Genomic DNA, 26,101 nt, shown 5'->3' on the forward strand with positions numbered 1-26,101 from the left:
CCTCGCGGGTCTGCTCCTGCCGCCGCTCGCAGCCCTGGCCCTGATGTACGGGGTGTCACACCTCTCGCTCACGCTGGCGCAACGCTTCGAGCTGTCGTTCCCGGGGCTCGGGCTCGTCGTGCTCGCCGGGGCCGGGCTGGCGTTCCTCGCCGGGTCACGGATCTCCCCCGTCGCCTCGCTCATGGGCGGGCTGCTGTACGTGCTGCTGGGCGTGGTGCCGTTCCTGACGATGTACGGCATCGAGTTCCGGCCCGAGCAGCTGCTGCCCGGCCTCCTGCGCAACGGCTACACCGGCCTGGCGCTCCAGGGCATCCTGCTCATGCTCGGCGTGATGCTGCTGGCGGCCTCGGCGTTCCCGTCGCGCTGGCGGGGCCGGGCCAGGGCCGACGCCGCGCCCGCCTACCCGGGCTACCCGCCTCCCGCCTACCCGGGTCCCGCCGACCAGGCCCCTTACCAGGACCCCTACCAGGCGCGGCCGTACCCGCCGGAGCCGTCCTACGGCGCCGAGTCCCGTCCCGAGGACACCACCCGGCCGATGCACCGCGAGTGAGCCCGGCGCCGCCTGGCAGAATGCCGCCATGCGCGACTCCACGATCGACGACTTCCTGACCACGCTGGCCGACCGGGTCCCCGCGCCGGGCGGCGGCGCGACCGCCGCGCTCCACGCGGCGCAGGCCGCCGCGCTCCTCGGCATGGTCGCCCGCTACACCACCGGCGAGAAGTACGCCGAGCACGCCCGGGCCGTCGAGGCCGTGATCGCGGAGACCGACACGCTGCGCGCCGGCGCGCTGGACCTGGCCGAGGCCGACGCGGCTGCGTTCACCGCCGTCACCGACGCCTACCGGCTGCCCAAGGGCGAGGCGCGCACCGCCGCGATCGCCGCCGCGCTGGCCGGAGCCGCCGAGCCGCCCGCCCGGGTGGCCGAGACCGCCGCGCGCCTGGTGGAGCTCTGCGAGCTGCTGCTGCCGATCGGCAACCGCAACCTGGTCACCGACGTGGCCGCCGCCGCCGAGGCCGCCCGCGCCGCGCTCACCACGGCCCGCGTCAACGTCGAGGTCAACGTCTCCGGCCTCACCGACCCGGCCGCCCGCGAGCGGCTGCGCGACCGGCTGGCCGTCGTGGCCGGGGCCGTGGCCCGCGCCGACGCCGTGACGGCCGCCGTACTGAAGGAGATCACGCGATGACCGCGCGCAAGCTGACGGGCAAGGAGCTGGCGGCGGCCATCAGGGCGCAGACGGCGGCCGAGGTGGCCGCCGGGCCGCAGCCGAGGCTCGCCGTGGTCGTCGCCACCGGCGACGAGGCGAGCCTGTGGTACGTGCGGTCCATCGCCAAGGCCGCCGAGGGCGTGGGCATCGCCGCCGACGTCGTCGACCTGGGGCCCGAGGCGCGGCCGGAGCAGATCCGCGAGACGCTGGCCCGGCTCAGCGCCGACGCTGGCGTGCACGGCGTGATGCTGCAGACGCCGCTGCCCGAGGGCGCCGTCGCGCAGGAGCTGGCCGGCGCGATCGACCCGCGCAAGGACGTCGACGGGGCCAACCCGCTGTCGCTGGGCCGGCTGGCCGCCGGGCTGCCCGCGTTCGTGCCGGCGACGGCGGCGGCCGTGATGGCGCTGCTCGACCACTACGGGGTCGAGCTCACGGGCCGGCGGGCCGTGGTGGTGGGACGCTCGACGGTCGTCGGCAAGCCGCTGGCGCACCTGCTGCTCGACCGGCACGCCACGGTCACCGTCTGCCACTCGCGCACCCGCGACCTGGCGTCCGTGACCGCGACCGGCGAGATCCTGGTGGCCGCCGTGGGGCGGGCCGGGCTGATCGGCGCCGGCCACGTCGCCCCCGGCGCGGTGGTGATCGACGTCGGCACCAACCCCACCGACGACGGCGGCCTGACCGGCGACGTCGACTTCGACGCGGTCGCGGAGCGGGCCTCGGCCCTCACCCCGGTCCCCGGCGGCGTCGGCCCCGTCACCACCGCCCTGCTGCTGCGCCACACCGCCCGCGCGGCGAACCTGCCGTGAACCCCCGGCCGTACCTTTCCGAAAGGCTCTTCCATGCGTGACGTCCTGATCATCCAGAACAGCCGGAGCGGCGGCCCGGGCCGGTTCGGCGGCTGGCTGGAGGAGGCGGGGCTGCGGCTGGACGTGGTCCACGCGCACGAGGGCGCCCCGGTGCCCGACCGGCTCACCCACGACGCCATGATCATGCTGGGCGGCGGCTACCTGCCGAGCGAGGACGACCGGGCCCCGTGGCTGGCCCCGGCCAGGCGGCTGGTGGGCGAGGCGATCGAGCGCGGCGTCCCGCTGTTCGGCATCTGCCTGGGCGGCCAGATGCTCGCCGAGGTGGCCGGCGGCGAGGTCACCGGCGACGCGGGCGCGCCCGAGAACGGCAGCGTCCCGGTCACGATCAGGCCCGAGGCCGCCGCCGACGCCCTCTTCCAGGACCTGCCTCCGGTGGTGCCCGCCATCGAGCACCACAAGGACGCGATCACCGCGCTGCCGCCCGGCGCGGTGTGGCTGGCCGAGACCGAACGCTGCCCCTACCAGGCGTTCCGCGTGGGCGAGCAGGCGTGGGGCGTGCAGTTCCACCCCGAGGTGCTGCCGGAGCGCATCCGCCAGTGGGAGGTGGACGGCTTCGACCCCGACGAGGTCTACGCCCGCGCGGTCGCCGACGAGCCGGTCTCCACGCCGATCTGGCGCGAGGTGGCCGCCCGCTTCGCCAAGCTCGTCTGACGAGTGGCGGGCGAGGCGCTCAGCCCGTGTAGGCGCCCCAGCCGAGCTTGACGGCGACGGCCAGGCCGCAGGCGGCGGCCAGGTAGCGCAGGCTGTGACCGGGCAGGCGGCGGGCGATCTTGGGGCCGAGCCAGCCGCCGGCCAGGAAGCCCGCCGCCAGCGGCGCCGCCGCCCCCCAGTCGACCGGCCCGAACAGCGCGAACCCGGTCGCCGCCACCGCGTTGGCCAGCCCGGACAGCACGTTCTTCAACGCGTTGAGCTTGGCCGGGGTGCCCGCCAGCATCGACGACAGCACCGCGAACATGAGGATGCCGCCCGCCGCCCCGAAGTAGCCGACGTAGATCGCCACGGCGAACAGCGCGCACCGGGTGAGCAGCCCGTGCTCGCTGTGCCGCTCCCCTTTCGGCGGCCGGATCAGCAGCAGCGACGCCAGGCCGATGAGCCACGGGGCGATCTGCTCGAACGTCCGCGACGGCGTCACCAGCAGCAGGTACGCGCCCGTGGCCCCGCCGAGCGCGGTCAGCCAGCCGAGCCGGAGCACCCGGGGCCCCTGTCCGGCCAGCTCGGGCCGTGAGCCGAGGGCCGCGCCGAGGCCGGTGAACAGCAGCGCGACGGTGTTGGTGACGTTCGCGGTGAGCGGCGGCAGGCCGAACGCCAGCAGCGCCGGGTAGGAGACGATCGAGGCGAGGCTCACCACGGTGCTGACCACTCCGGCCGCCAGCCCGACTCCGAGCAGCCCGAGAACCTCGCCGACGATCACCCAGACATGCTAGGGCTTGTCCGTTTTGTCCAGCCCACCGGCCCGGCGTCCGCGTGCCATCATCCCGAGCCCCGCCAGCCCTGCCGCGCCGAGGAGCAGCCCGCCCGCCGCCCACCCGCGCTGGCGGGCCACCCGGCGCTCCACCTCGGCGTACGGAGTCGTGGAGAACGACACCAGCTCGTAGCGGGAGGCGTACCGTCCCGGCAGCGCCCGCTCCAGCGCGTGCTCCAGCCGCTTGCCCGCCAGGAACATCCGGGAGCCGACCTTGTCCCGCATCTCGACGAAGTTCGCCAGCGCCAGCCGGGCGATCACGTCCGTGTCGGCCCGGCGGCGCTCGAACAGCGCCAGCGCCCCGGCGAAGTCGTCGCCCGTCTCGTCCAGGCACCGGTCCAGCTCGACGCAGTCCTCGAAACCGCAGTTGGCGCCCTGGCCGTAGAACGGCACGATGGCGTGCGCGGCGTCGCCCATCAGGCCGACCACGGCAGCATCGGTGGTCACGTGCCACGGGGCGCAGCGCATGGTGACGAGGTGGCCGACCGGGTTCGCCGCGAAGTCCGCGGCCAGGTCCGGCATCAGCGCGGAGGCGTCGGGGTAGTGCTCGGCGAAGTGCTCCCGCACCCGCGCCGGGTCGCCGAGCTCGGCGAACGCGCGGTGCGGCCAGAAGAGCGTGCAGGTGAAGGAGCCGTCGGGGTTCGGCAGCGCGATCATCATCGACGCGCCGCGCGGCCAGATGTGCAGCGCGCCCCGCTCCAGCGCGAACGCGCCGCCCCTGGCCGGGATCGTGAGCTCCTTGTAGCCGTAGTCGAGGTAGCTCTGGCTGAAGCTCACGCCGGGCAGCGCCTGCAGCCGGGCGCGCACCGCGCTGAACGCGCCGTCGGCGCCGATCACCACCCGCGCCCGCGCCTCGCCCGGTCCGCTCTCCGTCTCGAACGTCAGCCGCCCCGTCCGCTCGTCCAGCCCGGTGAGCCGGTGGCCGAAGCGGACCTCGACGCCGGGCAGCGCCGTGGCGGCGTCCAGCAGCTTCATGTTCAGCTCGGCGCGGCCGATGGAGTTGATCGCCTGCCGGTGGTCGGCGCTGTAGGGCTGGAAGGTCAGGCCGCCGTCGAGCGCGTGCATCATCCGGCCCGGCATCGGGATCGCGTCCTTGAGCACCTCCCGGTCGAGCCCGACCCGGCGCAGCGCGTCGATGCCCCGCTCGGAGATCGCCAGGTTGATCGACCTGCCCCGGTCCGCGCCGCGCTCGCGCGGGTCCTGGCGGCGTTCGTACAGCGTCACCCGGTGCGAGCGGCGGGCCAGGAAGCAGGCGAGCAGGCAGCCGACGAGGCCGGCGCCGACGATCGTGACCTCCATCCTTCCTTCGTACGGCGGGCGGCGGGGAATGTCCAGCTATCCGAGCGCGGCGTCGACGGCGCGGACCGTGGCCTGCCAGATCGGCGAACGCGGATCGATCACGTCGAAGTGGTCGCCGGGCATCTCCACGTACGTCACCCGGTCCCCCGCCGTGGCGGCGGCCCGCGCGTAGCGTCGCGCGAAGTCGCGCAGGTCAGGGTCGTCCCCGGTGCCCTGGACGACGACCTGCCTGACCTTCAGCGGCAGCCTGGCGAGCGGGGCGGCCTGCGCGTACAGGTCCGCGGGGCCGCCCGGCTCGGGCTGCCCCGGCGGTCCGGGGGGCGGGGCGGGGGCGCCGAGCGCGTCGGCCACGGCGCCCTGGCCGATCCAGCGCCTGCCGCCTTCGACCAGGTCGAGCACGCCCGCGAGCGACACCGCGACCTTGGCGGGGGCGCCGTCAGCGACGGCGCGCAGGGCGAGCTGCGCGCCCGCCGAGTGGCCCGCCACGGCGACCCGGTCCAGGTCGAGCGGCGCGTCCAGGCCGGTCAGCGCCTTCAGCCCGGCCGCCACGTCGGCCGTGGTCGCCTCCCACCCGTGCAGGTCCGGCGGCCGGTACTCCAGGTTCCAGACCGCGTGGCCGCTGCCGGTGAGGTCGGCGCAGAGCGCCTCCATGAGGTCGGCCTGCCACACCGACCGCCAGTACCCGCCGTGCACCAGCGCCACCACCGGCAGCCCGCCGTCCCCGGGCAGCCGTTCGGGCAGGTACAGCTCGCCCCACTGCTGCCGGTGCTCCCCGTACGCGACACGGCGGCGCGGGTGGCGCAGGCGGTGCACGGCGTGGCGGATCGCCCACGACAGGCCGTCGAGCCCGCGCCCGTGGATGTGCGTGGCGCCCTCGCCGGTCTCGACGCCGTCGGCCCGCCAGACGTCCAGCCAGACGACCAGGCCGAGCGGCTCGCGCATCAGGCTCCTGATGCCCTCGTCCGGGCCCGGGATGATCACGACCGCCCGTTCGGAGCCGCCCCGGCGCCTGGCGGTGCGGGCCCGGACGGCGGCGGCGTCACGCGCGTACGTGATCACCCCGCGCACGCCCAGCGCCGTGAACTCGCCTTCGGCGATCTCGCCCAGCAGAGCTTCGTCGATCGCCGCTCCCGGCCCGATCAGCACCAAGACATCGCTCACGAATCCCGACACTACAGAACTTCCTCCCAGCAAGCCCACGTTCGTGCTGGTATCGGGATGGAGATCGAATTCCGGTCTTCCGGAAGGCGTGCCGCGGCCTAGTTGAAAGGTCGTAAGTTGGGTCGGGTGCGTGTAAAGCAGCTTCACCCGTGGCCTGACAGTGTCGCCGAGGCGGAGGCGATCCAGGAGCGGCTCCGGCCTCACATCGAGCTGGACGGGCCCGGCACGTTCACCACGGTCGCGGGCCTCGACGTGCACTACCACGGGCGGGGCGACGACCACGACGCGCTGTCGGCCGCCGTCGTCGTGCTCGACGCCGAGACGCTCGACGTCGTGGAACGGGTGGTCGTCCACGGGCGGGCGGCCTTCCCGTACGTGCCCGGCCTGTTCGCCTTCCGCGAGCTGCCCGCGCTCGTCGAGGCGCTCGAACGGCTCACCGTCACGCCGGACCTGCTCGTCTGCGACGGCTACGGGCTCGCGCACCCGCGCGGCTTCGGCCTGGCCTGCCACCTGGGCGTCCTCACCGGGCTGCCGTCGCTCGGGGTCGGCAAGACGCCGTTCGTCGGCGCCCACGAACCGCCCGGGGCCGCGCGCGGCTCCTGGTCGCCCATCGTCCTCGACGGCGTCCCCGTGGGACGGGCGCTGCGCACCCGGACCGGCACCAAGCCGGTGTACGTGTCCCAGGGGCACCGCGTCAGCCTCGACACCGTCACCGGCCAGGTGCTGCGCCTGTCGCCCCGCTACCGGCTGCCCGAGCCCGTACGCCAGGCCGACCACCTGGCCCGCCACGGCACCTGACCCCCTGCGGCGCTTGCGGGCTTGCCAGCCCCCGTGTCAGCGGCGGAACGTCCAGGCCAGCAGCCACACGCTGAGCCCGAACAGCACCATGCCCAGCGGCACGTGCACGGCGACCGCGCCCGAACCGCCCACCATGGACTGGACCAGGCCCAGCAGCAGCACCGCCAGGCCGACCAGCGACGGCCAGAGCGGGCCCCGGCCCGGCCGCCACACGAGCACCGCGCTGACGACCAGCGCCAGCCCCAGCAGGTGGACGGCGCCCGCGCCCGCGCCGTGCAGCGCCCGGCCCGCACCCTCCATCAGCTGCCCGGCCGTCACGGCCTGGAGCAGCACGGCGGCGGCGTTCAGCAGCGCGACCGCTTTGAAGGCGGTCAGATATCCGCTCGTCCTGGGGGCGACCTCGGTGACCACGCGACTCTCCTTCGCTCGGTGCGGGCCCCCAGCATCCCGGCGCCGCGGCGCCCGTACATCCACCCCACGTCGTCATCCGCCCTACACCCCCGGTCGTACACCCCTACCGCCCCCACCCCACGACCTCCCACACCCGGGGGCCGGGACCGCGGGTGGAGGGGCAGGGCGGCCCGACAGCCGCGACGCCCCAAGGGAACCACCCCCCGAGGGGGCCCACCCCCCGGGGGTCACGCCGGGGGCCACGCCGGAGGGCCACGCCGGGGGCCCACCCCAGAGGGCCCACCCCAGAGGGCCCACCCCCGGAGGGGCCGCGCCCGGAGGGCCGGGACCTCGAGGAAGCCCGGGAGCGGATGCCCGGAAGGGTGTGGCCCGGCGGCCGCCGCACCTGAGGTGAGCCCCCAAGAGGCCCGTACCCAAGGGCCTGGGCCTCGGGGAGCCGGGAGCGGTCCGGCGGCCGGGGTGCCCGAGGTAGGCCACCCCCGAGGGGCCGCACCCGAGGGGAGCCGCGCCCGTGGGGCGACCCCGAGGGGACGCACCCGAGCGGGCCCGAAGGGGACGCACCCCAAGGAGCGGGGCCCTTCCCCCAGGGGTTCCTAAGGCTCGTCCGGGTGGGGGCCGGAGTGGGGGAGGGGTGGGAGGACTGCCTGGGCGTCGGCGCCGCTGATCCAGAGGCCGATCATGAAGGCGGCCGTGGCTTCCAGGAGTTTGGCCCGGTCGAGGCCGCCGCCGTGGACGGGGGTGCAGCCCAGGTCGGTGACGAGGGTGCGGGCGAGGCCGAGGGCGTGGTCGTCGTCGCCGCAGAGGGGCACGGCGAGCGGCCGGCCGTCGAACACCGGGGGCGTCATGCGCCACACGTCCACGTGGCAGAGGTTGAACGCCTTCACCACGTGCCCGCCGGTGAGGGCGGCGATCCGTTCGGCGACGGAGCGTGTCACGTCGTACGCGCCGGGCCCGACGGCGTTGGTCACGTCGATCAGCGGCTTGCCGCGCAGCGCCGGTCCGGCGGCCCGTACCACCTGGTCGGCCGCCTCCTCCAGCACGGCCACCACGACCACGTCGCCGAACGCGGCGGCCTCCTCGAACGTGCCCGCCGTGGCGGGCAGGCCGTGCGGGGCGTCGGCGGCCCGGGCGGCGGCGGTCAGGGTGGCGGCGGTCGCCGCGGCGCGGCCGGGGTCGCGGCCGCTGACCATCAGGGCGTGGCCCGCACGGGCCCACTGCGTGCCGAGGGCGTCGGCCATGCCGCCGGCGCCGAGAATGCCGATCCTCATGCTCATCCTTCCGAGGACGTCTGCTTGCATGGGGACTCTAGGAATGCCAATACGCACCGGACGGTGCCTATCGGGAGGGCTCGTGTTTCTCGCCGACTGCCAGGCGCGGCTGGCCTTCGACCTGATCTCCAACACGTGGAACGCGGTCGTCCTGTGGTCGCTGCGCGACGGCCCGCGCCGGCCGGCGGACCTGCGGCCGGGCATCGGCGGCATCAGCGCCAAGGTGCTGACGGAGACGCTGCGCCGGCTGGAGTTCAACGGCCTGGTGACGCGGCGGGCGTACGCGGAGGCGCCGCCCCGGGTGGAGTACGAGCTGACGGCGCTGGGCCGGAGCCTGCTGGGGCCGATCGGCGTGCTGGGCGAGTGGGCCTTCGAGCACGCCGAGGAGGTGATGGCCGCCCAGGACGCGAGCCCCGGGCAGCCGGTCAGCGGGTGAAGAGCTGTTCCAGGACGACGGCCACCCCGTCCTCGTCGTTGGACAGCGTGCGCCGCCCGGCGGCCCGCAGCACCATGGGGTGGGAGTTGGCCATGGCGTAACCGGCTCCGGCGTAGGCCAGCACGGCGAGGTCGTTGGGCATGTCGCCGAAGGCCACCACGTCGTCAGGCCCGGCTCCGAGCCGGTCGCAGAAGGCGGCCAGGGTGCCGGCCTTGGTCACCCCGGGGGCGCTGATCTCCAGGAGGCCGGGCACGCCGGAGTGGGTGACCTCGGCCTGCCCCTCGACGGCCGCGGTCGCCGCGGTGAACAGGTCGTCCAGCGGGTGCTCGGGCAGCCAGGCGAGCAGCTTCACGATGGGCTCGCCCGCCGCGCACACGTCGGGCACCGAGCGGCGCCAGGCCTCGTCGCCGGGGTGGCTGCGGCCGTAGCCGGGCTGGCACAGCACGGCGTGGCCGGTCTCGGCGCCGAACGCGATGCCGGGCAGCGCCTCGGTCAGCGCGCCGACGACCTTCCTGGCCGCCGCCGGGTCGAGGGCGTGCATGGTGACGATCTCGTCGGCGGTCACGTCGTACACGATGGCGCCGTTGCTGCACACGGCGGTGCCGAGCGCGCCGGCCCGGCGGGCGATGGGGGCCATGGAGCGGGGCGGGCGGGCGGTGACGAACACGATCTCGGCCCCGGCGTCGCGGGCCAGCCGCAGCGCGTCCCGGGTGCGGGGGGAGACGGTGCCGTCGGAGCGCAGGAGGGTTCCGTCGAGGTCGGTGGCGACGATGCGCGGAGGGTTCACGTACCCGATTATGGGCGCCGGCCGCCTTCCGGGCCGGGCCGCCCGGCGGTAGGGTGCGCCGCGTGACCTCCCCCGAGCACGCAGACGACCGGACAAACGACCGGGCAGGCGACCGTGCGGACGACCGTGCGGACGACCGTGCGGACGACCGTGCGGACGACCGGGCCCATGCCCGGCCGGACGGCCGCGCCGGCGGCCGGCCTGATGATCGGGTCGCCTCGGTGTTCCGGTTCGCGACCGAGCTGGTCGCGTGGGTGGCGGCGCCGTGGGCGCTGGCCTCGTTCTCGGTGCCGCTGGCGGTGCTGTCGGTGGTGGTGCTGATCGGGCTGCCGACGGTGTTCGCGACGCCGGGCGACAAGCGGCAGGTGCTCATGGCGGTGCCGGGGCCGGTGACGATCGCGCTGGTGCTGCTGCAGCTCGTGGTGGCGGTGGCGGCGTCGTGGGCGGCCTGGCATCCGGTGGCCGCCGGGGTCGTGTCGGCGCTGGCGGCGGTGACGGCGGTGCTGGAGCTGCCGCGCTGGCGGTGGCTGCTGCGGCGCTAGATCCGCAGCTCCGGGGGCAGCCGGACGCCGGCCTGGGCGATCTCCAGGCCGAGGAGCTCGCCGGAGTCGCCGTAGCCGAGCACGACGTCCTCGGCGACGACGTGGCGGGTCACCTCGCCGGGCGCCGCCTCGGGCCTCATCGCGACGTAGGCGACGTCGTGCCCGGCGTCCCAGTCGACGTACACGGTCAGCGGGCGCCTGCCGCCGGGCTCGTCGTCCGAGGCGAGCAGGCCCTCCTTGGCCTCGTGGGAGCCTGCGAGCGCCGCCCGCACGGTGACGAGGGCGCGCTCGACGGCGCGCAGCGAGTCGTCGGCGGTGACCTTCCGCTCGTGCTCCCATCCGGCCAGCCCGTCGATCCGGTACGGGCACGACCACTCCCCCGTGGGCTCCTCGTACGGCATCCCGACCGCCGCGACCACCTCCCCCGGCGGCTCGGTGCGCAACGTCAGCGTCCGTCGGGCGATCTCGTACATGCTGGCTGATCTACCCATGACTCATACCCGGAAAGACTGTCAGAGCGCGGGACTCTGGCCGACATGCCGGACATATCGGATGCTGTGGGGGGCGGGAGCCCACGGATCCGCCGCCCGGACTACTGGTGTGCGGCTCCCGCCCCATAGTCTTCCTACCGGTCGTGAGGGGGCCTGGGGATGGATGAGCCGTTCGGAACACGGTTGCGGGCGAGGATGGACAAGTACGGACCGCTGTGCGTGGGCATCGATCCGAGCCCGGAGCTGCTCGGGGCGTGGGGCCTCGACGACTCGCCGATGGGGCTGGAGCGCTTCAGCCGCACGGTCGCCGACTCGGTGGGCGACCTGGTCGCCGTGATGAAGCCGCAGTCGGCCTTCTACGAGCGCTGGGGCAGCCGCGGCATCGCGGTGCTGGAGCGCACGATCGCCGACCTGCGCGACGCGGGCACGCTGGTGCTGCTCGACGTCAAACGCGGCGACATCGGCAGCACGATGGCCGCCTACGCCGAGGCGTACCTCGACCGGGGCAGCCCGCTGGCCGCCGACGCGGTGACGCTCAGCCCGTACCTGGGCTTCGGCAGCCTGAGCGGCGCGATCACCTCCGCGCTCGCCGGCGACGCGGGCGTGTTCGTGCTCGCCCGCACCTCCAACCCCGAGGCGGCCGCGCTGCAGAGCGCGGTCGCCGGGGAGGTGTACGAGGGGGTGCGGGCGGCCAACGAGGGGGTGCGGCCGCTCGGCTCGGTCGGCGTGGTCGTCGGCGCGACCGTCGCCTCGCCGGGCTACGCGCTCGACCGGCTCAACGGGCCGGTGCTGGCGCCGGGGCTCGGCGCGCAGGGCGCCTCGCCCGCCGACGTGGGCCGGCGGTTCGCCTCGGTACGGCACGCGGTGGTGCCGTCGGTGTCCCGGGCGGTGCTGGACGACCCGGCGCGGCTGCGCGCCCGTACCGAGCGTTACCGGGACGAGTGCGCCAAGGCGCTGTCGCTCTGAAGGGCCCGGTTGACGGCGGCGAGCACGGCGTGCACCGACGCGGTGAGGACCGACGAGTCGCGGCCCGCGCCCCAGCGGGTGACGCCGCCGGCGCGCGCCTCGACGTAGGCGACGGCCTGGCTGCCGCTGCCCGTGCCGGTGGCGTGCTCGGCGTAGTGCAGGATGTCGGCCTCGACGCCGGCCCCGGCCAGCGCGGCGGCGAGCGCGGCCAGCGGCCCGTTGCCGGTGCCGCGCAGCGGCGTGCCGTCGTCCAGCGTGCCGGTGAACTCGTGGGTCCCCGGCGCGGTCTCGGCGGTGCGCCAGCCGGTCACCGCGAGCGGCCCCGCCACGTCCAGGTACGTCCGCCTGAACAGCGTCCACAGCCGCTCGGCGGTGATCTCCTCGCCGCTGCCGTCGGCGTCGCGCTGCACCACGGCGGAGAAGTCGATCTGCAGCCTGCGTGGCAGCTCCAGCCCGTGGCGGGCGCCGAGCAGGTAGGCGATGCCGCCCTTGCCCGACTGGCTGTTGACGCGGATGACCGCCTGGTAGCCGCGGCCCACGTCGGCCGGGTCGATCGGCAGGTAGGGCACCTCCCAGGGCGCCTGTGACTCCGGCACGCCGAGCTCGGCGGCCCGCCGGGCGTGGTGGGCCAGGCCCTTCTTGATCGCGTCCTGGTGGGTGCCGGAGAAGGCCGTGTGGACGAGGTCGCCCGCGTAGGGGTGGCGCTCGGGCACGGGCAGCCGGTTGCAGTGCTCGACGGTGCGCCTGACCTCGTCGATGTCGGACAGGTCGATCATCGGGTCGACGCCCTGGGCGTGCAGGTTGAGCGCGAGCGTGACGAGGTCGACGTTGCCGGTGCGCTCGCCGTTGCCGAACAGGCAGCCCTCCACCCGCTGCGCCCCGGCCAGCACGGCCAGCTCGGCGCAGGCGACGCCGGTGCCGCGGTCGTTGTGCGGGTGCACCGACAGGATGACCGAGTCGCGCCGGGCCAGGTGGCGGTGCATGTACTCGATCTGGTCGGCGTACACGTTGGGGGTGGCGATCTCGACGGTCGCGGGCAGGTTGTGGATCACCGGCCGGTCGGGGCTCGCGTCCCACAGCGCGGTCAGCTCGTCGCACACCTCCAGCACGTAGTCGGGCTCGGTGAGGTTGAACACCTCGGGCGAGAACTGGTAGCGCACGCCGTCGCGGGCGTCGCCCAGCCTGGCGACGAGCGCGGCGGCGTCCACGATGAGCGCGCGCAGCTCGTCGCGGTCGCGCCCGAGCACCACGTCGCGCCAGACGGGGGCGGTGGCGGTGTAGAGGTGCACGACGACGCGGGGCAGCCCTTCGGCGGCGGCGTAGGTGCGCTCGATCAGGTCGGCCCTGGCCGGGGTGAACACCACGACGGTCACGTCGTCGGGCACCGTCCCGGAGGTGGCGAGCTGCCGGACGAAGTCGAAGTCCGTCCGGCTGGCCGACGGGTAGCCGACCTCGATCTCCTTGTAGCCCATGCGCACCAGCAGCTCGAACATGCGCCGTTTGCGCGCGGGGTCCATCGGCTCGGCCAGCGCCTGGTTGCCGTCGCGCAGGTCGACGGGCACCCAGAGCGGGGCCCGCGTGGTCCGGTTCGCCGGCCACTGCCGGTCGGTGAGGGGCACGCTGACCCGCTCGTGCGCGGGCCGGTAGCGGTGCGAGGGCATGACGCTGGGCTGTTGCGGATTCCACCGCATGGTCGTCTCCTTCTCTGGTCAAGAACGCGGACCGGCAGCACTCGACCCCGCCGCGGCGGGGTGCCGGCCCTGGGTCAGGCCCCGCCGCGGCGGCCGAGAAGGAGACCGCGGTACGTCATGCCGGGTACGATAGCCACAACTCAGGTCCTCAGACAAGCTGAGAGGTGGATTCCGATGGCGCTCGGAGCGCTGCGTCCCAGCCCGCTGGTCGAGCAGGCCACCGCCCGCCTGCGCGAGCAGATCACCGGCGGCCACTGGCCAGTCGGCACCCGCCTGCCCAGCGAGAACGCGCTGGCCCAGACCCTCGGCGTCGGCCGCTCCACCGTGCGCGAGGCGCTGCGCGCCCTCACCGGCGCCGGCCTGGTCCAGCCGCGCCAGGGCAGCGGCGTCTTCGTCATCGCCGCCGAACCGGCCGAGGACTGGCCCGCCCGCCTGCGCCGCGCCGCCATCACCGACGTGTACGAGGTCCGCGTGATCGTCGAGACCCGGGCCGCGCGGCTGGCGGCGGCCCGCCGTACCGACGACGACGTGAGGGCGCTCCGGGCGGCGCTGGCGGCCCGGCGGGCGGCGGCCGGCGGCGGCGACGCGGCCTTCGTGGACGCCGACATCGCCCTGCACGCGGCCGTCGTCGCGGCGGCGGGCAACCCGGTGCTGACCGGTCTTTTCGCCGAGTTCGCGCCCGCGCTGCGCGAGCGGCTGATCGACCTGGTGGAGCTGCTGGGGCTGCGGCACGACGACGCCAACCCCGGCGACGACGCGCACGCCCGCCTGGTCGAGGCCGTCGAGGCGGGCGACCCCGACACCGCGGAAACCGTCCTCCAGACGGAACTGGACCAGACCCTGGCCCTGCTCCGGAAGACGTAGGAGCTGCCCGGCGCCTATCCGGTGGGGCCCGCGTCCGGGCGGGTCACGTCGTCCTCGTCGTCGTCCCGCTCCTCACCCTCGGCCCTGCCCTCGGCCTCATCATCGTCCGCGGGCTCGTCCCTGGCCTCCGGCGGGTCCACGGGGACGGGCCGGCGGAGCCTGGGCGTGGTCGACCCGGACCGCTCGGCGACCACGTCGCTCTCCCCGCCCAGACCGGAGACGGCCTCCGGCAACTCGTCCGTTCTGTCGCTCATGCCCCCTCTCTTCCCTCCTGACCTCGGCTGATGCCCCGGGCGCGGGCGGCGGCGCCGGTTATTCGGTGGCGGCCGGGGGACGGATGGCCGACGATGCCGGGATGACGACCTCGGACGCGAGCGAACCCGTACCCGCGCGATGGACGCGGGCGACCGTCTACCCCGACATGTGGGTCGACCCGGACGACGACCCCCGCGAGAGCGACGCCGCGCCCACCGGCGAACGCGGCATCCTGCTCGACTACCTGCGCCACTACCGGCTCACCCTGGAGATGAAGTGCGCGGACCTGGACGCCGAGCAGCTCGCCCGGCGCTCCGCGCCGCCGTCCACCATGTCGCTGCTCGGGCTGGTGCGGCACCTGGCCGAGGGTGAGCGGCACCTGCGCCGGGTGATGGCCGGCGAGGACGCTCCCCCGCTCTACCGCACCGAGCAGGACCGCGACGGCGACTGGAACGGCGCGGTCGCCGACCCGGAGGTCGTCGCGGACGCCTGGCGGCGGTGGCGGGCCGAGTCGGCGGCCACCGACCGGTACGTGGCCGGGGTCGACGACCTCGGCGCCTGGAACGCGGGAGCCTCCGACCTCGGCCCCGACGGCGCGAACCTGCAGCTGCGCGACATGCTGGTGGCGCAGATCGCCGAGTACGCGCGCCACTGCGGCCACGCCGACCTGCTGCGCGAACGCATCGACGGCCGCACCGGCCAGTGACCCGCCAGCGGTCAGGCCAGGGCGGCGTCCCTCCCGGGCCAGGGCGCCGAGCTCAGGCCAGGGCGGCGTCGATCTCGGCGCGGGTGGGCATCGAGGTGCTGGCGCCCTCCCGCTGCACCGACAGCGCCGCCGCCGCCGAGGCGAACCGCAGCGCGCCGGCCGCCTCCCGCCCCTCGGCGCGGGCCACCGCGAACGCCCCGGCGAAGGTGTCGCCGGCGGCCGTGGTGTCGACCGCCCTGACCTTGACGGCCGGCACGCGCAGCCGCTCCCCCGTGCGCCCGCCGTACAGGGCGCCCTCGGAGCCGAGCGTGATGACGGCCTCGTCGACCCGTTGCAGCAGCGCGTCCATCGCCGCCTCCGGGTCGGCGGCGCCGGTGATGTCGGCGGCCTCGTGCTCGTTGGGCAGCAGCAGCGTGACCGCGTCGAGCAGGGCGGCGGGCAGCGGCTGGGACGGCGCCGGGGTCAGGATGACGGGCACCCCGGCCTCGCGGGCGGCCCCGGCGGCGGCGACGACGGCCTCCATGGGCAGTTCGAGCTGCAGCAGCAGCGCCTGGGAGGCGGCGATGACGGCGCGTTCCTCCTCGGTCGGCCCCACGACGGTGCCGTTGGCGCCCGGCACCACGATGATCGAGTTGCCGCCGTCGTCGTCGACCACGATGTGCGCGATGCCGGACCTGCCGGACACCTGGCGCAGCAGGGCGACGTCCACGCCGGCCCCGGCGAGCGTGTCGCGCATCTCCGCGCCGAAGGCGTCGTCGCCGACCGCGCCGAGGAAGGCCACCCGGGCTCCCGCGCGGGCGGCGGCGATGGCCTGGTTGGCGCCCTTGCCGCCGGGGATGGTGCGGAACTCCCGGCCCGTCACCGTCTCGCCCCGTTTGGGAGCCTGGGAGACGTACGCCACGAGGTCCATGTTCGCGCTGCCGAATACCGAGATCATGAGGTCATCATCTCCTGCGTGCGGCGGGCCAACTCCTCCAGCGTGATGCCGTCGAAGCCGGTCAGGCTGCTGGCCAGGCTGTCGCGCATCCGCCACCGGGCGGGGACGCCGCCGTTGAGCGCGCCCACGACGGAGCCCGCGGTGGCGCCGGCCGAGTCGGTGTCCCAGCCTCCGGCGACCGCCCCGGCGATGGTGGCGGTGAAGTCGCCCCGGCCGTGCACGAGCGTGGCGGCGACGAGGGCGGCGTTGTTGATCGTGTGCACCCAGTGCAGGCCGCCGTGCCGCTCGTGCAGCCGGTCGACGACGCGTTCGAAGTCGCTCTCGCGTCCGGCGTCGTCGACCGCCTGGCGGACGGCCCGGTGCAGCCGGGAGCGCGGCGGCACCACGGACAGCCCGGCCTCGACGACCTCCTCCACGCTGCCGGCGACCATCGAGGAGGCGCACATGGCCGCCACGAACATGGCGCCGTAGACGCCGTTGGCGGTGTGGGTGAGCCGGGCGTCGCGCCAGGCCAGCCCGGCCGCCGCGCCCGGGTCGCCCGGGTTGACCCACCCGTACACGTCGGCCCTGATCAGCGCGCCGATCCACTCCCGGAACGGGTTGCGGTAGGTGGCGGTCGCGGGCGGCTCGATCCCGGCGAGCAGGTTGCGGTAGGCGACGCGCTCGGCGGTGAACGTGCGCCCGGCGGGCAGCTCGTCGAGCCACAGCTTGGCCACGTCGCCGGTGGTGAAGTCTCGCCCGTGCCGTTCGAGCAGGGACAGGGCGAGCAGCGGGTAGTTGAGGTCGTCGTCCTCGGGGATGCCGTCGATGTTCTCGGCCAGGGAGTTGACGGCGCTGCGCCGGTTCCACGGCCAGCGCGCGGCCACGTCGGCGGGCAGGCCCTCGGCGGTGAACCAGCCGCGGATCGGCCAGTTGCCGGTGGCCTCGGCGATCTCCCTGATGCCCGCGCGGGGGATCTTCTCCACCGGCTTGCCGAGCACGCAGCCCGCCGCCCGGCCCTGCCAGGCGCCCAGCACCCGCTCCGGGGGTACGGCGGCGCCGGGCTTGGCCGCCGGCCAGCCGGGGCAGGCGTCGATGACGGCGGCCAGGTCGCCGGGCTCGTCGAGCGGGGACGGGACGGCGGCAAGCTCGTCCAGCAGCTCCTCGGCCAGGCCGCGCAGCCGCTGCGCCCCGGGCTCGGAGGCGCCGGCGCGCGGCGGCGCGTCGTGCCCCCCGGCGGCGTGCCAGCGCGCCGCGACGGCGCTCGCGTCACGGCCGTCCTCGGCGGCCTGGCGGAGCTCGTGCCCCACCAGGTCCTCGGGCTGCACCCAGGTCAGCCGGATCATGTCAGTCCTCCAGGAGACCGGCGAAGGCCGCCTCGTGGGCGCGGCGGCGGGCCAGGTCGCCGGCGTGGACGCGGCGCGCCACCTCGGCGATGACGCGGCCGGGCCCGACGATGTCGGTGCGGCTGGCCGTGCCCACCTGCTCGACCCACTCGGCGGGGACGGCGGCCAGGCCGCCGAGCGCGCCCGCGATCGCGCCGCCCATCGAGGCGATGGAGTCGGCGTCGCGGCCGTAGTTGACGCCGCCGAGCACGGTGTCGCGGTAGTCGCCCTTGGCGATGACGAGGAAGGCCAGCGCCAGCGGCAGCTCCTCGATGCTGTGCGTGCGGCTCGGGCGGCGGGCGCCGAGGCCCTGGTCGCGGTAGGTGTCGGCGACGGTGTCGTACGGGCGCATGGCGGCGCGCAGCGTGGCGAACGAGCCGTCCCAGTGGCCGAGGCCGCGGGCCGCCTCGCACACGGCCTCGATGGCGGCGCGGGTGCCGTCCTTGGCCAGGCGCAGGCAGGCGGCGACGACGGAGTCGGGGGTGGCGCCGGGCCGCATGGCCTCGGCGACGGCGGCGGCCATGACGCCGGCGGCCTCGCGGCCGTAGCTGGACTGGTGGGCGCCGGTCAGGTCGATGGCCTCGGCGTAGGCGGCGTCGGGGTCGGCGGCGTTGACGATGCCGACCGGGGCGACGTACATGGCGGCGCCGCAGTTGACGATGTTGCCGACGCCCGCCTCGCGAGGGTCGACGTGCCCGTAGTGCAGCCGGGCCACGATCCACTTCTCGGCCAGGAAGATCCGCTGCAGCGGCAGCGCCTCGGCCTCCAGCTCGGGGATCCACTGGCGCTGCCCCATGAGCTCGGGCACCAGGTGCTCGGCCATCGCGTACGCGCCGAGGTGGCCGCCGACCTTCTCGTAGACGCGGATCAGCGCGTGCGTCATCAGGGTGTCGTCGGTGATGTGGCCGTCGCCCTTGTGGTACGGGGCGATGGGCCGGGCGTTGCGCCAGTCCTCGTTGAACGGCGGCACGATGCCCTCGACCTGGCCGCCGTAGCGTTCGACGATCTGCTCGGGGGTCCACCCCTCGGTGGCGCCGCCCAGCGCGTCACCGACCGCCGCCCCCGCCACGCAGCCGATCGCCCTGTCGTCAAGCGGCGTCATGAAAGTCCCTCCACAATGTCGATGAGATCCTGGCCTGCCGTTTCGGGCAGGCAGCAGCCGGCCAGCCTGCGGGCCGATGCGGTCCACCCCTCCGGGATCGCACCGTACCCCCCGCAGGCGCCGGTGATCGCGCCGGTCAGCGCCGGCGCGGAGTCGGCGAGCGCGGCCAGGCAGGCCGCGGCCGGCACGGCCCGGACGAGCGCCCCCTGGGCGGCCTCGGTCAGGGCCAGCGCCACGGGCACCGTCTGCGCGGCGCCCACCCCGTAGCTGTAGACGTGGTCGAGCAGCGCGGCGTCGAGCGCGGGCACCGCCGCGAACGGGTCGCCCGCCGCGCGGGCCGCCGCCAGCGCCACGCGGGCGTTGTGCCCGATGGCGGTGTCCTCGGGCAGGACGTCCAGCGCGGCGGCCACCGCGCGGGTGGCCGAGCCGGTGGCGACCGCCTCGGCCACGGCCGCCGCCATCGCGAGCGCGCCGAGGACGCCGTCGCCCGCGTTGGTGACCCGGGCGTCGTCGCCGGGGTCGCGGCCGAGCGCGCCGAAGGCGACCGCCCGGACGGCGGCGGCGTCGTCGAAGTGGTGCGGGTTGTCGTGGCCGCTCGCGGGCGGCTCGACGCCCCGGGCGAGGTTGTCCAGCGCGGTGGCCACGGACACGCGCGTCCGGATGTCGTCGCGGCCGGCCAGGGCGCGGAACGCCTCGGCGCGGGGCCGGTCGATGGTAAGCGCCGTCCAGGCGAGCCATTCGGCGTCGTCGGACGGGCCGACGGCCAGCGGCGCGATCGGCTGGTTGAGCGCGAACGGCACCGGCAGCGTGGTGACCTGGTGCTCCTCGGCGAACGCGTCGAGCTCGCGGTGCAGGCGCCGGCTCCACGGCGCGTGCAGCGCCGCCCGGTGCCTGCTCGCGGGCCAGCCCGCGGCGTCGCCCACGGCGAGCCCGGCGAAGGCCCCCGTGATCCTGTCCCCCGACATCGTCCTCAGCGTCCTCTCGTGTCTGCCACGGCCCCGGCCAGCTCGTCGGCGACGTCCAGCACGTGCTTCCCGGCCACGACGGGCAGGCATTTCCCGGTGACCGGGCCGATGCGGGCCGCCCACCGCCCGGGCACGCCGCCCTCTCCAGAGGTCGCGCCCGCGACGGCTCCGGCGATGGCGCCGATGGTGTCGGCGTCGCGGCCCAGGGAGACCCCGAACGTCACCGACGCCTCCACCCGGCCGCCGCCCGCCAGGTAGGCGGCCAGCGCCAGCGCGACGGCCTCCGGCGCCACGTCGGTCCACGGGTAGTGGCGGACGACGACGGCCTCGTGCAGCGCCTCGACCAGCGGCCCGTCGTCGCCGTCCGGGGTCGGCGGGCCGGACCGTTCCAGCACCGCGACAGCGCGGCCGATCGCCCGCGCCGTCCAGGAATCGGCGGGCACCACCGCGAGCGCCGCGCCGACCGCGTCGCCCGGCGCGGCGCCGCCCATGGCGGCGGCGACCGCCCCGGCGACCGCGCGGCCGCCGAGAATGCCCTCGCCCGACTGGCTGACGAGGCCGTCCTGTTCGACCAGCCGCGCCGCCTCCGCCGGGTCGCCGGGACAGAAGATCCCGTACGGCGCGGCCCGCATGGCCAGCCCGTCGGACCAGCCGTGCTGGTGCACCATCCCGGTCAGCGGCGGCTCCAGCCCGCGGCGCAGCGCCTCGATGGTGCCGAGCTCGGAGAACCCGGCGCCGCGCATCGGCCCGGTCACCAGCGGGATGATCCGCTCCCGGTAGGCGGCGGCCACGTCGGCCGGGGTCAGGTCGTGCCCGTGCGCCACCAGCAGCGACGCGGCGAAGATGGCGTACTCGGTGTCGTCGGTGCCGCCGCCCTCGATCTCGGTGAGCCGCCCCCAGCGGCGGCGGATCTCGGCGGGGGTCAGGTTCTCGGCGGGCGCCCCGAGGGCGTCGCCGGCCGCCAGGCCGAGCAGACACCCCCGGGCCCTGTCGCGATACGTCACCGCTGGTACCGCTCCAGCACCTCGTTGCCCTCCTCGACGAGCCGCTTGGCCGCCTCGTCCAGGGTGATCTTGTTGGCGAAGAACTCCTGCAGCACCGGCGTGGCGACCTTGCTCTTCCACTCGTCGAACCCGTTCACCTTGAGGAACGGCGCGACGACGAGGCTCTTGGCGGAGGCGGTGGCCACGTCCCAGCCGTTCTCCTCGGTGGTGATGGCGGGGTCGGCGGCGGCCTTCTGCGAGGTCGGCAGCAGCCAGTCGCCCTTGGCGAGCTTGGCCTGGTTGGGGCCGTTGAGGAAGAACGCCATGAACTTCATGGCCTCCTCCGGGTGCTTGCTGTCGGCGGCGATGGACAGCGTCTGGGAGACCGCGCCCTGCTCGGTGGTGGTGCCCTTGAGCGGCGGCAGCGTCACCCACTCGAAGCCGTCGGGCGCCTGCTCGGCGACCTGCTGGCGCAGGTAGACGCCGACGGGCAGCATCGCGTACTTGTCGGCGAAGAAGCCGGGCAGCGGGTCGGCGGTGCCCATGCCGAGCGCCGAGGTGTCGGCCGTCTTGTCCTTGTAGAGCTGGTCGTGGATGCGCTGGAGAACTTCCTTCTCCTCCGCGCCGACCTTGACGGTGGTCTTGCCGTCGGCGCCGGTCTGGAAGAAGGTGCCGCCGAAGTTGAGCGCCAGGTTGAGCGTCTTGTTGACGGGCGACTTCATCGGCCAGGCGACGCCGAACGTGTCGCCCTTGGTGAGCTTCTTGCTGACCTCGGCGAACTCGTCCCACGTCCACGGCTCGCCGGCGGTGGGGATGCGCACCTTGGCGGCGTCCAGGAGCTTCTTGTTGGCGATGATGACCTGCGACTCCTGCAGGAACGGCACGCCGTAGACGCCCTGGTTGCCCTTGCCGTCGTCGAAGGTGACGGTGTCCCAGGCGGCCTGCGGGATGTCGGACTTGAGCTCGGCCGGCACCTTGCCGGTCAGGTCGAGCAGGTAGCCCTTGGAGGCGAAGCCGGACAGCGCCGGGGAGTCGTCGTGGATGACGTCCGGCGCGTCGCCGCCCTCGAAGGAGGTGACGAGCTGGTCGTTGACGTTGTCCCAGCTGCCCTGGACGTAGGTGACCTGGATGTTCGGGTTGGCCTTGTTCCACTCCTCGACGAGCGCCTTGTTGGCCGCGACCGACTCCTTCTGCCAGGCGAGGCTGAGGAAGTCGAGCTTGACCGGCTCGTTCGGGGTGCCGGAGGACCCGCTGTCCCCGCCGCTGCCGCCGCACCCGGCGGCCAGCGCGACGACCGCCGCCGCAGCCAACGCGGATTTGATACGCATGTGAGCCCTCCTAGCCCTTCACAGCGCCGGCCATCAGACCTGACCTCAGCCTGCGCTGGATGATTGCGAAAAAGATCAGGCTCGGGATCGTCGCCATGAGCGACGCCGCGGCGAGCGGGCCGAGCCTCGACACGCCCTCCGGGCCGGTGAACCTCACCAGCGTCAGGGGGAGCGTCATCACGTCCGGGTCCTTCAGGACCACGAGCGCGAACAGGAACTCGTTCCACGAGGAGATGAACGAGAACAGCAGTGTCGCCACCACGCCGGGCGCGAGCAGCGGCGCGACGACGCTGACGATCGCGCGCAGCCGGGTCGCCCCGTCGACGGAGGCGGCCTCCTCCAGCTCGCGCGGCACCGAGCGGACGTAGCCCTGGAGCATCCACAGCGCGAACGGCAGCGTGAACGTCACGTGCACGACGACGAGTCCCGGCAGGGTGTTCACCAGGTCGAGCTGCCGCAGCACCATGAACAGCGGGATGATGATCAGGATGAACGGGAACACCTGGCTGACGAGCACCCAGCCGAGCGCGACCCGCTTGAGCGCGCCCTGGTAGCGGGCCAGCGCGTAGGAGGCGGGCAGCGCCACGGCCACCGTCAGCGCCGAGCTGGCCAGGGCCACGACCAGGCTGCGCAGCCCGGCCCCGACGAGGTCCTGCTCGCTGAACGCGTCGGAGAAGTTGGCCAGCGTCGGGCTGCGCGGGATCCACGTGGGGTCGAGGCTCGCCATCTCCTGCGGCGTCTTCAGCGCCGTCGACAGCAGCCACACCAGCGGGAAGGCCAGGAACACCATGTACGCCAGCAGCGCGACGTACTGGGGGATCTTCTTCATGACGCCTCCCTCAGTTGCCGCCACAGATAGACGCCGAGCAGGCCGAGCACGACGATGACGATGCTGACGCCGAGCGCGGCCGCGTAGCCGAAGAAGCCGTAGCGGAACGCCTCCTCGTAGGCGAACAGCATCGGCAGCCGCGTCTGCCCGCCGGGCCCGCCCTGGGTGAGCACGTAGACCAGGCTGAACTGGTTGACGTTCCACACGAAGTCGAGCGAGGTGATGGTGACGATGATCGGGCGCAGCTGGGGCAGCGTGATGCTCCAGAACTTGCGCCAGGTGCCCGCGCCGTCCATCGCGCCGGCCTCGTACAGCTCCCTGGGCACGTTCTGCAGGCCGGCCAGCAGCACCACGGTGGTCTGCGGCATGCCGCTCCAGATGCCCATGACGATGATGGCGGGCAGCGCCCAGGAGAAGTCGGCCAGCCAGTTGATGTCGGTGCCGAGCGTGCTGTTCACGATGCCGGCGTCGGGATGGTAGACGAGCCGCCACATCAGGCCGATGACCACGGGCGGCATCGCCCACGGCACGACGGCGAGCACCCGGGCCAGGCCGCGCAGGAACAGCTTCTGGTTGAGCAGCAGCGCCAGCCCCAGCGAGGCGAGGAACTGCAGCACGGTCACGGTGACCGACCAGATCAGGCCGATCCGCATGGACGACCAGAAGTCGCCGTCGCCGAGCAGGTCGGCGAAGTTCTCCAGGCCGACGAAGCTCGTCTCGTGGTTGCGCCCGGCCTCGGCGTCGGTGAACGCCAGCCCGATCCCGTACAGCAGCGGGCCCACGCTGAACAGCACCACCGGCACCAGCGCCGGCAGCATCAGCACCCACATCTCGCGGGTCTGCCTCGGCCGCTGCCGGCCGCGCGCGTGCCGGGCCGGCGGCGCCGGCTTCGTCGCGGTGGCCGTCATGACCTGCCCCCCTCCCTCTTGTCAGCTCGTGTACGGCCCGCCGCCCGGGAAGCCGGGTAGGGCTCCTCCCCCGTCGTCGAGGCGCGCACCGCCAGGCGGGGCGGGACCGTCACCAGGCGGGGCTCGCGGTCGCCGTGCTGCAGCCGGTCCAGCAGCAGCTCGGCCGCGGCCTTGCCGCGTTCGGCCGAGCCGAGCGAGACGCTGGTCAGCGACGGCCAGGAGGCCGCGGCCAGGTCGGTGTCGTCCATGCCGACCACGGCCACGTCCTCGGGCACCCGCCGGCCGGCGGCGCGCAGCACGTCGAGCGCGCCGAGCGCGATGAGGTCGTTGGCGCACATGAGCGCGTCGACCCCGGGCTCGCGGAGCAGCAGCTCGGCGACGGCCCGGGCGCCTTCGGCGCGGTAGAAGTCGCCGATCTCGACCAGGTTCTCGTCGTAGGGCAGCCCGAGCGTCTCCAGCGCCTCGCGGTAGGCGGCGCCGCGGGCCGCGCCGGGCACGGTGTCGAGCGGGCCGTTGACCATGCCGATGCGCCGCCGCCCGAGCGCGTGCAGGTGGTCGACGGCCAGCTTGACGCCGGTGCGCGAGTCGGCGCGCACGTTGTCGACCGGGGTGCCCTCCGGCACCGATCCGATGATCACGACGGGGGCGCGGGCGGCGCGCAGCATCTGCAGGTGCTGTTCGGTGACGCGCAGCGGGCTCATGATGAGCCCGTCGACGTAGCGTTCGCCGAGGCTGTGCAGCACGTCGATCTCGTCGGCGGCCACGGCGTCGGTGGAGTGCAGCACGAGCCGGTAGCCGGCCGCCTTGAGCACGGGCTGGATCTGCCGCAGCATGGCGAGGTAGGCGGGGTTGCCGACGTCGGCCATGGCGAAGGCGACCTGGTGGGTGCGGCGCGACTTGAGCGAGCGGGCCACGGCGTTGCGCACGTAGCCGAGCTCGTCGGCGGCGGCCATCACCTTGCGCACGGTCTCCTGCCTGGTCGGCAGGCCGTTGAGCACCCGCGACACCGAGGCGATGGAGACACCGGCGCGCTCGGCGATCGTGGTGATCGTGGGTCCGTCGGCCAAGGCTGTCCTTCCAGATTCGTAAACGATTTCAGACACCTGCTGTAAACGTTTACGGTGTTTGGCACATGAAACAGCCCCCGTAACCGCAGGGTCAAGTCACGATCCCATAACACCAGGTCAGGGGGCTGTTTCCCAAATCGGGGCCAGGCGGACGGCTACGGAGCGTCAGTCGCGGGCCGAGGCGGGCACCGGGTCGGGGGCCGGCGTCAGCCGGTCGAGCGAACGGATGGACGGGGCCCCGGTGAGCGCCACGACGGCCGACAGGACGGCGGGCACGATCAGCGCGACCGGCAGCGAGGACGCCTCCGCCACGTAGCCGAGCACGGCGGGGCCGACCAGGAGCCCGCTGTAGCCGAAGGCCGTCACCAGCGACAGCGCCTTGCCGACGGGCCCGCCCGCGGCGCCGACCGCGCTGAAGATCACCGGCACGACGGTGGCGAGGCCGACGCCCGCCAGGGCCCAGCCGGTCCAGGCGCAGGCCAGCGCGAGCGAGCCGGTCGCCGGGGCGGCGAGCACGAGCACGTAGCCGCAGGTGGCGAGCAGCCCGGCAAGCTGGATGGTGCGGATCGAGCCGAGGCGGGCCCGGATCGGGTCGCCCAGCAGGCGGATGGTGGTCATGGCGACGGCGAAGACCGTGTAGGCCAGCGGCGCGGCTGCCGGGTCGGCGTCGAGGACCCAGCGGGCGTGCAGCGCGGCCCAGTCGATCGCGGCGCCCTCGGCCAGGTGCCCGGCGAAGGCGGCGACGCCGAGCAGCGCGATCAGCCCCCACTTCAGCGGCGACCCGGACCGGGCGGCCTGCTGCTCGGCGGCGTGCGCGGGCGGGTCGGGCAGCAGCAGCCGCGCCGCCGGCAGGTACAGGAACGGCACCACCACGCCCGCCACGACGAGCAGCGCCTGGGCGTCCAGCCCGGCCTGCAGCACCAGGGCGGTGATCGCGCCGCCGGCCGCCCCGCCGAGGCTCCAGGTGCCGTGGAACGCCGAGATGATCGGCCGCGCGTAACGCCGCTCGACCTCGACCGAGTGGGCGTTCATGGCCACCTCGGTGACGCCCAGCCCCAGGCCGAACAGCACCGCCAGCACCGCCAGCCACAGGTAGTCGGGCGCGAGCGCGGGCCCGAGCAGCACCACGGCCGACGCCGGCCCGGCGAACCAGCACACCGCCCGGCTGGACCACCGGTCGACCAGCGGCCCGGCCACGAGCATCGACACCAGCGCGCCGCCCGAGATGAGCAGCAGCACGCTGCCCAGCCGGGCCGGGCCGAGGTCCAGCCGGTCGTTCAGCGACGGCAGCCCGGCCGCCCACAGGCCCATGACGAGTCCCGCCAGGAAGAAGAAGCCGAACACCCCGATACGGGCACGTCGAGCGTCATCGCGTCTTTTGTTCACGTCTAGAGCATAATGAGAGTC

29 protein-coding genes are annotated in these 26,101 nt (G+C 74.7%); 10 read left to right on the plus strand and 19 right to left on the minus strand.

The features are described 5' to 3' along the window. The first annotated feature begins 52 nt into the window (after nucleotides 1-52). From ACBI99_RS30230 to ACBI99_RS30245, 4 genes are read left to right on the plus strand one after another with little or no spacing between them, the layout of a single operon-like run. Complete coding sequence (locus tag ACBI99_RS30230) at nucleotides 53-550, plus strand: hypothetical protein (protein WP_357587560.1); 498 nt, start codon at nucleotides 53-55, stop codon at nucleotides 548-550. A gap of 28 nt (nucleotides 551-578) precedes the next feature. Further along, nucleotides 579-1,184 (plus strand): cyclodeaminase/cyclohydrolase family protein, encoded by a 606-nt coding sequence (locus tag ACBI99_RS30235; protein ID WP_357587562.1) that lies wholly within the window; start codon nucleotides 579-581, stop codon nucleotides 1,182-1,184. Then, complete coding sequence (locus ACBI99_RS30240; RefSeq protein WP_375074052.1) at nucleotides 1,181-2,014, plus strand: bifunctional 5,10-methylenetetrahydrofolate dehydrogenase/5,10-methenyltetrahydrofolate cyclohydrolase; 834 nt, start codon at nucleotides 1,181-1,183, stop codon at nucleotides 2,012-2,014. Before ACBI99_RS30235 ends, ACBI99_RS30240 begins: the two co-directional genes overlap by 4 nt. Before the next feature lie 33 nt (nucleotides 2,015-2,047). After that, complete coding sequence (locus tag ACBI99_RS30245) at nucleotides 2,048-2,725, plus strand: type 1 glutamine amidotransferase (RefSeq protein ID WP_364181798.1); 678 nt, start codon at nucleotides 2,048-2,050, stop codon at nucleotides 2,723-2,725. Nucleotides 2,726-2,744: 19 nt separating this feature from the next. Here the strand turns inward: ACBI99_RS30245 and ACBI99_RS30250 are convergent, their stop codons facing one another. Genes ACBI99_RS30250 through ACBI99_RS30260 form a run of 3 tightly spaced genes read right to left on the minus strand, consistent with a single transcriptional unit; the run spans nucleotide 2,745 to nucleotide 5,996 of the window. Beyond that, entirely contained in the window at nucleotides 2,745-3,485 is a 741-nt protein-coding gene (locus ACBI99_RS30250) for a sulfite exporter TauE/SafE family protein (RefSeq protein ID WP_375074053.1), read from the minus strand. Nucleotides 3,486-3,494: 9 nt separating this feature from the next. Next, a complete protein-coding gene (locus ACBI99_RS30255) occupies nucleotides 3,495-4,835 on the minus strand; it encodes an FAD-dependent oxidoreductase (RefSeq protein ID WP_375074054.1) in 1,341 nt (446 codons plus the stop codon). A 36-nt stretch (nucleotides 4,836-4,871) separates the two neighbouring features. Further along, nucleotides 4,872-5,996, minus strand: a complete 1,125-nt coding sequence (locus ACBI99_RS30260) for an alpha/beta hydrolase (protein ID WP_375074055.1) — start codon at nucleotides 5,994-5,996, stop codon at nucleotides 4,872-4,874. Nucleotides 5,997-6,122: 126 nt separating this feature from the next. On the opposite strand from ACBI99_RS30260, the gene ACBI99_RS30265 reads away from it, so the two are divergent. Further along, the gene (locus tag ACBI99_RS30265; protein ID WP_219501999.1) at nucleotides 6,123-6,794 is read left to right on the plus strand and encodes an endonuclease V; all 672 of its coding nucleotides are present in this window, start codon (nucleotides 6,123-6,125) and stop codon (nucleotides 6,792-6,794) included. A 36-nt stretch (nucleotides 6,795-6,830) separates the two neighbouring features. Here the strand turns inward: ACBI99_RS30265 and ACBI99_RS30270 are convergent, their stop codons facing one another. After that, nucleotides 6,831-7,205 (minus strand): hypothetical protein, encoded by a 375-nt coding sequence (locus ACBI99_RS30270; protein WP_219501997.1) that lies wholly within the window; start codon nucleotides 7,203-7,205, stop codon nucleotides 6,831-6,833. A 593-nt stretch (nucleotides 7,206-7,798) separates the two neighbouring features. Next, complete coding sequence (locus ACBI99_RS30275; RefSeq protein ID WP_375074056.1) at nucleotides 7,799-8,473, minus strand: NADPH-dependent F420 reductase; 675 nt, start codon at nucleotides 8,471-8,473, stop codon at nucleotides 7,799-7,801. A gap of 82 nt (nucleotides 8,474-8,555) precedes the next feature. Between ACBI99_RS30275 and ACBI99_RS30280 the strand changes: the two genes are divergently transcribed. Then, on the plus strand, nucleotides 8,556-8,909 hold the full coding sequence (locus ACBI99_RS30280) for a winged helix-turn-helix transcriptional regulator (protein WP_375074057.1): 354 nt from the start codon (nucleotides 8,556-8,558) through the stop codon (nucleotides 8,907-8,909). Here ACBI99_RS30280 and ACBI99_RS30285 read toward each other — a convergent pair. Then, the gene (locus ACBI99_RS30285; RefSeq protein ID WP_219501990.1) at nucleotides 8,899-9,696 is read right to left on the minus strand and encodes an HAD family hydrolase; all 798 of its coding nucleotides are present in this window, start codon (nucleotides 9,694-9,696) and stop codon (nucleotides 8,899-8,901) included. The two genes, ACBI99_RS30280 and ACBI99_RS30285, sit on opposite strands and share 11 nt — an antisense overlap. Before the next feature lie 62 nt (nucleotides 9,697-9,758). On the opposite strand from ACBI99_RS30285, the gene ACBI99_RS30290 reads away from it, so the two are divergent. After that, complete coding sequence (locus tag ACBI99_RS30290) at nucleotides 9,759-10,238, plus strand: hypothetical protein (RefSeq protein WP_375074058.1); 480 nt, start codon at nucleotides 9,759-9,761, stop codon at nucleotides 10,236-10,238. Here the strand turns inward: ACBI99_RS30290 and ACBI99_RS30295 are convergent. After that, nucleotides 10,235-10,711 (minus strand): DUF6968 family protein, encoded by a 477-nt coding sequence (locus ACBI99_RS30295; RefSeq protein ID WP_375074059.1) that lies wholly within the window; start codon nucleotides 10,709-10,711, stop codon nucleotides 10,235-10,237. The genes ACBI99_RS30290 and ACBI99_RS30295 overlap by 4 nt on opposite strands. Nucleotides 10,712-10,888: 177 nt before the next feature. On the opposite strand from ACBI99_RS30295, the gene pyrF reads away from it, so the two are divergent. Beyond that, entirely contained in the window at nucleotides 10,889-11,695 is an 807-nt protein-coding gene (gene pyrF, locus ACBI99_RS30300) for an orotidine-5'-phosphate decarboxylase (RefSeq protein WP_364181823.1), read from the plus strand. On the opposite strand, the gene leuA is transcribed toward pyrF, so the two are convergent. Further along, on the minus strand, nucleotides 11,659-13,386 hold the full coding sequence (leuA, locus tag ACBI99_RS30305) for a 2-isopropylmalate synthase (protein ID WP_357587582.1): 1,728 nt from the start codon (nucleotides 13,384-13,386) through the stop codon (nucleotides 11,659-11,661). The two genes, pyrF and leuA, sit on opposite strands and share 37 nt — an antisense overlap. A gap of 174 nt (nucleotides 13,387-13,560) precedes the next feature. Here leuA and ACBI99_RS30310 point away from each other — a divergent pair, with 174 nt between their 5' ends. After that, complete coding sequence (locus tag ACBI99_RS30310; RefSeq protein WP_375074060.1) at nucleotides 13,561-14,250, plus strand: FadR/GntR family transcriptional regulator; 690 nt, start codon at nucleotides 13,561-13,563, stop codon at nucleotides 14,248-14,250. Nucleotides 14,251-14,264: 14 nt separating this feature from the next. Here ACBI99_RS30310 and ACBI99_RS30315 read toward each other — a convergent pair whose 3' ends face one another. Next, nucleotides 14,265-14,504, minus strand: coding sequence for a hypothetical protein (locus tag ACBI99_RS30315; protein ID WP_219501980.1), 240 nt, complete (start codon nucleotides 14,502-14,504; stop codon nucleotides 14,265-14,267). A gap of 101 nt (nucleotides 14,505-14,605) precedes the next feature. On the opposite strand from ACBI99_RS30315, the gene ACBI99_RS30320 reads away from it, so the two are divergent. Beyond that, a complete protein-coding gene (locus ACBI99_RS30320; protein WP_364181831.1) occupies nucleotides 14,606-15,211 on the plus strand; it encodes a DinB family protein in 606 nt (201 codons plus the stop codon). Between the two features lie 52 nt (nucleotides 15,212-15,263). On the opposite strand, the gene rbsK is transcribed toward ACBI99_RS30320, so the two are convergent. The 10 genes from rbsK to ACBI99_RS30370 all read right to left on the minus strand — a co-directional run bounded on the left by rbsK (nucleotide 15,264) and on the right by ACBI99_RS30370 (nucleotide 26,080). Beyond that, a complete protein-coding gene (gene rbsK, locus ACBI99_RS30325) occupies nucleotides 15,264-16,148 on the minus strand; it encodes a ribokinase (protein WP_219501978.1) in 885 nt (294 codons plus the stop codon). After that, nucleotides 16,145-17,473 carry an ADP-ribosylglycohydrolase family protein gene (locus ACBI99_RS30330; protein ID WP_375074061.1) on the minus strand — a complete coding sequence of 443 codons (1,329 nt, stop codon included), beginning with the start codon at nucleotides 17,471-17,473 and terminating at the stop codon, nucleotides 16,145-16,147. The genes rbsK and ACBI99_RS30330 overlap by 4 nt, the downstream gene beginning before the upstream one ends. A 1-nt stretch (nucleotide 17,474) precedes the next feature. Further along, nucleotides 17,475-18,614 carry an ADP-ribosylglycohydrolase family protein gene (locus ACBI99_RS30335; protein WP_219501974.1) on the minus strand — a complete coding sequence of 380 codons (1,140 nt, stop codon included), beginning with the start codon at nucleotides 18,612-18,614 and terminating at the stop codon, nucleotides 17,475-17,477. Continuing rightward, nucleotides 18,611-19,579, minus strand: coding sequence for an ADP-ribosylglycohydrolase family protein (locus ACBI99_RS30340; RefSeq protein ID WP_357587589.1), 969 nt, complete (start codon nucleotides 19,577-19,579; stop codon nucleotides 18,611-18,613). Before ACBI99_RS30340 ends, ACBI99_RS30335 begins: the two co-directional genes overlap by 4 nt. Nucleotides 19,580-19,584: 5 nt before the next feature. Beyond that, the gene (locus ACBI99_RS30345) at nucleotides 19,585-20,583 is read right to left on the minus strand and encodes an ADP-ribosylglycohydrolase family protein (protein ID WP_375074062.1); all 999 of its coding nucleotides are present in this window, start codon (nucleotides 20,581-20,583) and stop codon (nucleotides 19,585-19,587) included. Next, nucleotides 20,580-21,890, minus strand: coding sequence for an ABC transporter substrate-binding protein (locus ACBI99_RS30350; protein WP_375074063.1), 1,311 nt, complete (start codon nucleotides 21,888-21,890; stop codon nucleotides 20,580-20,582). The genes ACBI99_RS30345 and ACBI99_RS30350 overlap by 4 nt, the downstream gene beginning before the upstream one ends. Before the next feature lie 10 nt (nucleotides 21,891-21,900). Continuing rightward, nucleotides 21,901-22,719, minus strand: coding sequence for a carbohydrate ABC transporter permease (locus tag ACBI99_RS30355; protein WP_219519715.1), 819 nt, complete (start codon nucleotides 22,717-22,719; stop codon nucleotides 21,901-21,903). Further along, the gene (locus tag ACBI99_RS30360; RefSeq protein WP_219519717.1) at nucleotides 22,716-23,627 is read right to left on the minus strand and encodes a carbohydrate ABC transporter permease; all 912 of its coding nucleotides are present in this window, start codon (nucleotides 23,625-23,627) and stop codon (nucleotides 22,716-22,718) included. Before ACBI99_RS30360 ends, ACBI99_RS30355 begins: the two co-directional genes overlap by 4 nt. Further along, complete coding sequence (locus ACBI99_RS30365; protein WP_219519719.1) at nucleotides 23,624-24,694, minus strand: LacI family DNA-binding transcriptional regulator; 1,071 nt, start codon at nucleotides 24,692-24,694, stop codon at nucleotides 23,624-23,626. The genes ACBI99_RS30360 and ACBI99_RS30365 overlap by 4 nt, the downstream gene beginning before the upstream one ends. A gap of 165 nt (nucleotides 24,695-24,859) precedes the next feature. Next, entirely contained in the window at nucleotides 24,860-26,080 is a 1,221-nt protein-coding gene (locus tag ACBI99_RS30370; protein ID WP_375074064.1) for an MFS transporter, read from the minus strand. Nucleotides 26,081-26,101 lie beyond the last annotated feature (21 nt).

This window comes from Nonomuraea sp. ATR24 (genome assembly GCF_041950485.1).
In the GTDB taxonomy this organism is placed as follows: domain Bacteria; phylum Actinomycetota; class Actinomycetes; order Streptosporangiales; family Streptosporangiaceae; genus Nonomuraea; species Nonomuraea ceibae.

Coding starts and splice junctions, on each gene's coding strand:
- ACBI99_RS30235 (WP_357587562.1), top strand. CDS start 579: ATGCGCGACTCCACGATCGACGACTTCCTGACCACGCTGGCCGACCGG.
- ACBI99_RS30240 (WP_375074052.1), top strand. CDS start 1,181: ATGACCGCGCGCAAGCTGACGGGCAAGGAGCTGGCGGCGGCCATCAGG.
- ACBI99_RS30245 (WP_364181798.1), top strand. CDS start 2,048: ATGCGTGACGTCCTGATCATCCAGAACAGCCGGAGCGGCGGCCCGGGC.
- ACBI99_RS30255 (WP_375074054.1), bottom strand. CDS start 4,835: ATGGAGGTCACGATCGTCGGCGCCGGCCTCGTCGGCTGCCTGCTCGCC.
- ACBI99_RS30275 (WP_375074056.1), bottom strand. CDS start 8,473: ATGAGGATCGGCATTCTCGGCGCCGGCGGCATGGCCGACGCCCTCGGC.
- ACBI99_RS30295 (WP_375074059.1), bottom strand. CDS start 10,711: ATGTACGAGATCGCCCGACGGACGCTGACGTTGCGCACCGAGCCGCCG.
- pyrF (WP_364181823.1), top strand. CDS start 10,889: ATGGATGAGCCGTTCGGAACACGGTTGCGGGCGAGGATGGACAAGTAC.
- leuA (WP_357587582.1), bottom strand. CDS start 13,386: ATGCGGTGGAATCCGCAACAGCCCAGCGTCATGCCCTCGCACCGCTAC.
- ACBI99_RS30310 (WP_375074060.1), top strand. CDS start 13,561: ATGGCGCTCGGAGCGCTGCGTCCCAGCCCGCTGGTCGAGCAGGCCACC.
- ACBI99_RS30315 (WP_219501980.1), bottom strand. CDS start 14,504: ATGAGCGACAGAACGGACGAGTTGCCGGAGGCCGTCTCCGGTCTGGGC.
- ACBI99_RS30320 (WP_364181831.1), top strand. CDS start 14,606: ATGACGACCTCGGACGCGAGCGAACCCGTACCCGCGCGATGGACGCGG.
- rbsK (WP_219501978.1), bottom strand. CDS start 16,148: ATGATCTCGGTATTCGGCAGCGCGAACATGGACCTCGTGGCGTACGTC.
- ACBI99_RS30330 (WP_375074061.1), bottom strand. CDS start 17,473: ATGATCCGGCTGACCTGGGTGCAGCCCGAGGACCTGGTGGGGCACGAG.
- ACBI99_RS30335 (WP_219501974.1), bottom strand. CDS start 18,614: ATGACGCCGCTTGACGACAGGGCGATCGGCTGCGTGGCGGGGGCGGCG.
- ACBI99_RS30340 (WP_357587589.1), bottom strand. CDS start 19,579: ATGTCGGGGGACAGGATCACGGGGGCCTTCGCCGGGCTCGCCGTGGGC.
- ACBI99_RS30350 (WP_375074063.1), bottom strand. CDS start 21,890: ATGCGTATCAAATCCGCGTTGGCTGCGGCGGCGGTCGTCGCGCTGGCC.
- ACBI99_RS30355 (WP_219519715.1), bottom strand. CDS start 22,719: ATGAAGAAGATCCCCCAGTACGTCGCGCTGCTGGCGTACATGGTGTTC.
- ACBI99_RS30360 (WP_219519717.1), bottom strand. CDS start 23,627: ATGACGGCCACCGCGACGAAGCCGGCGCCGCCGGCCCGGCACGCGCGC.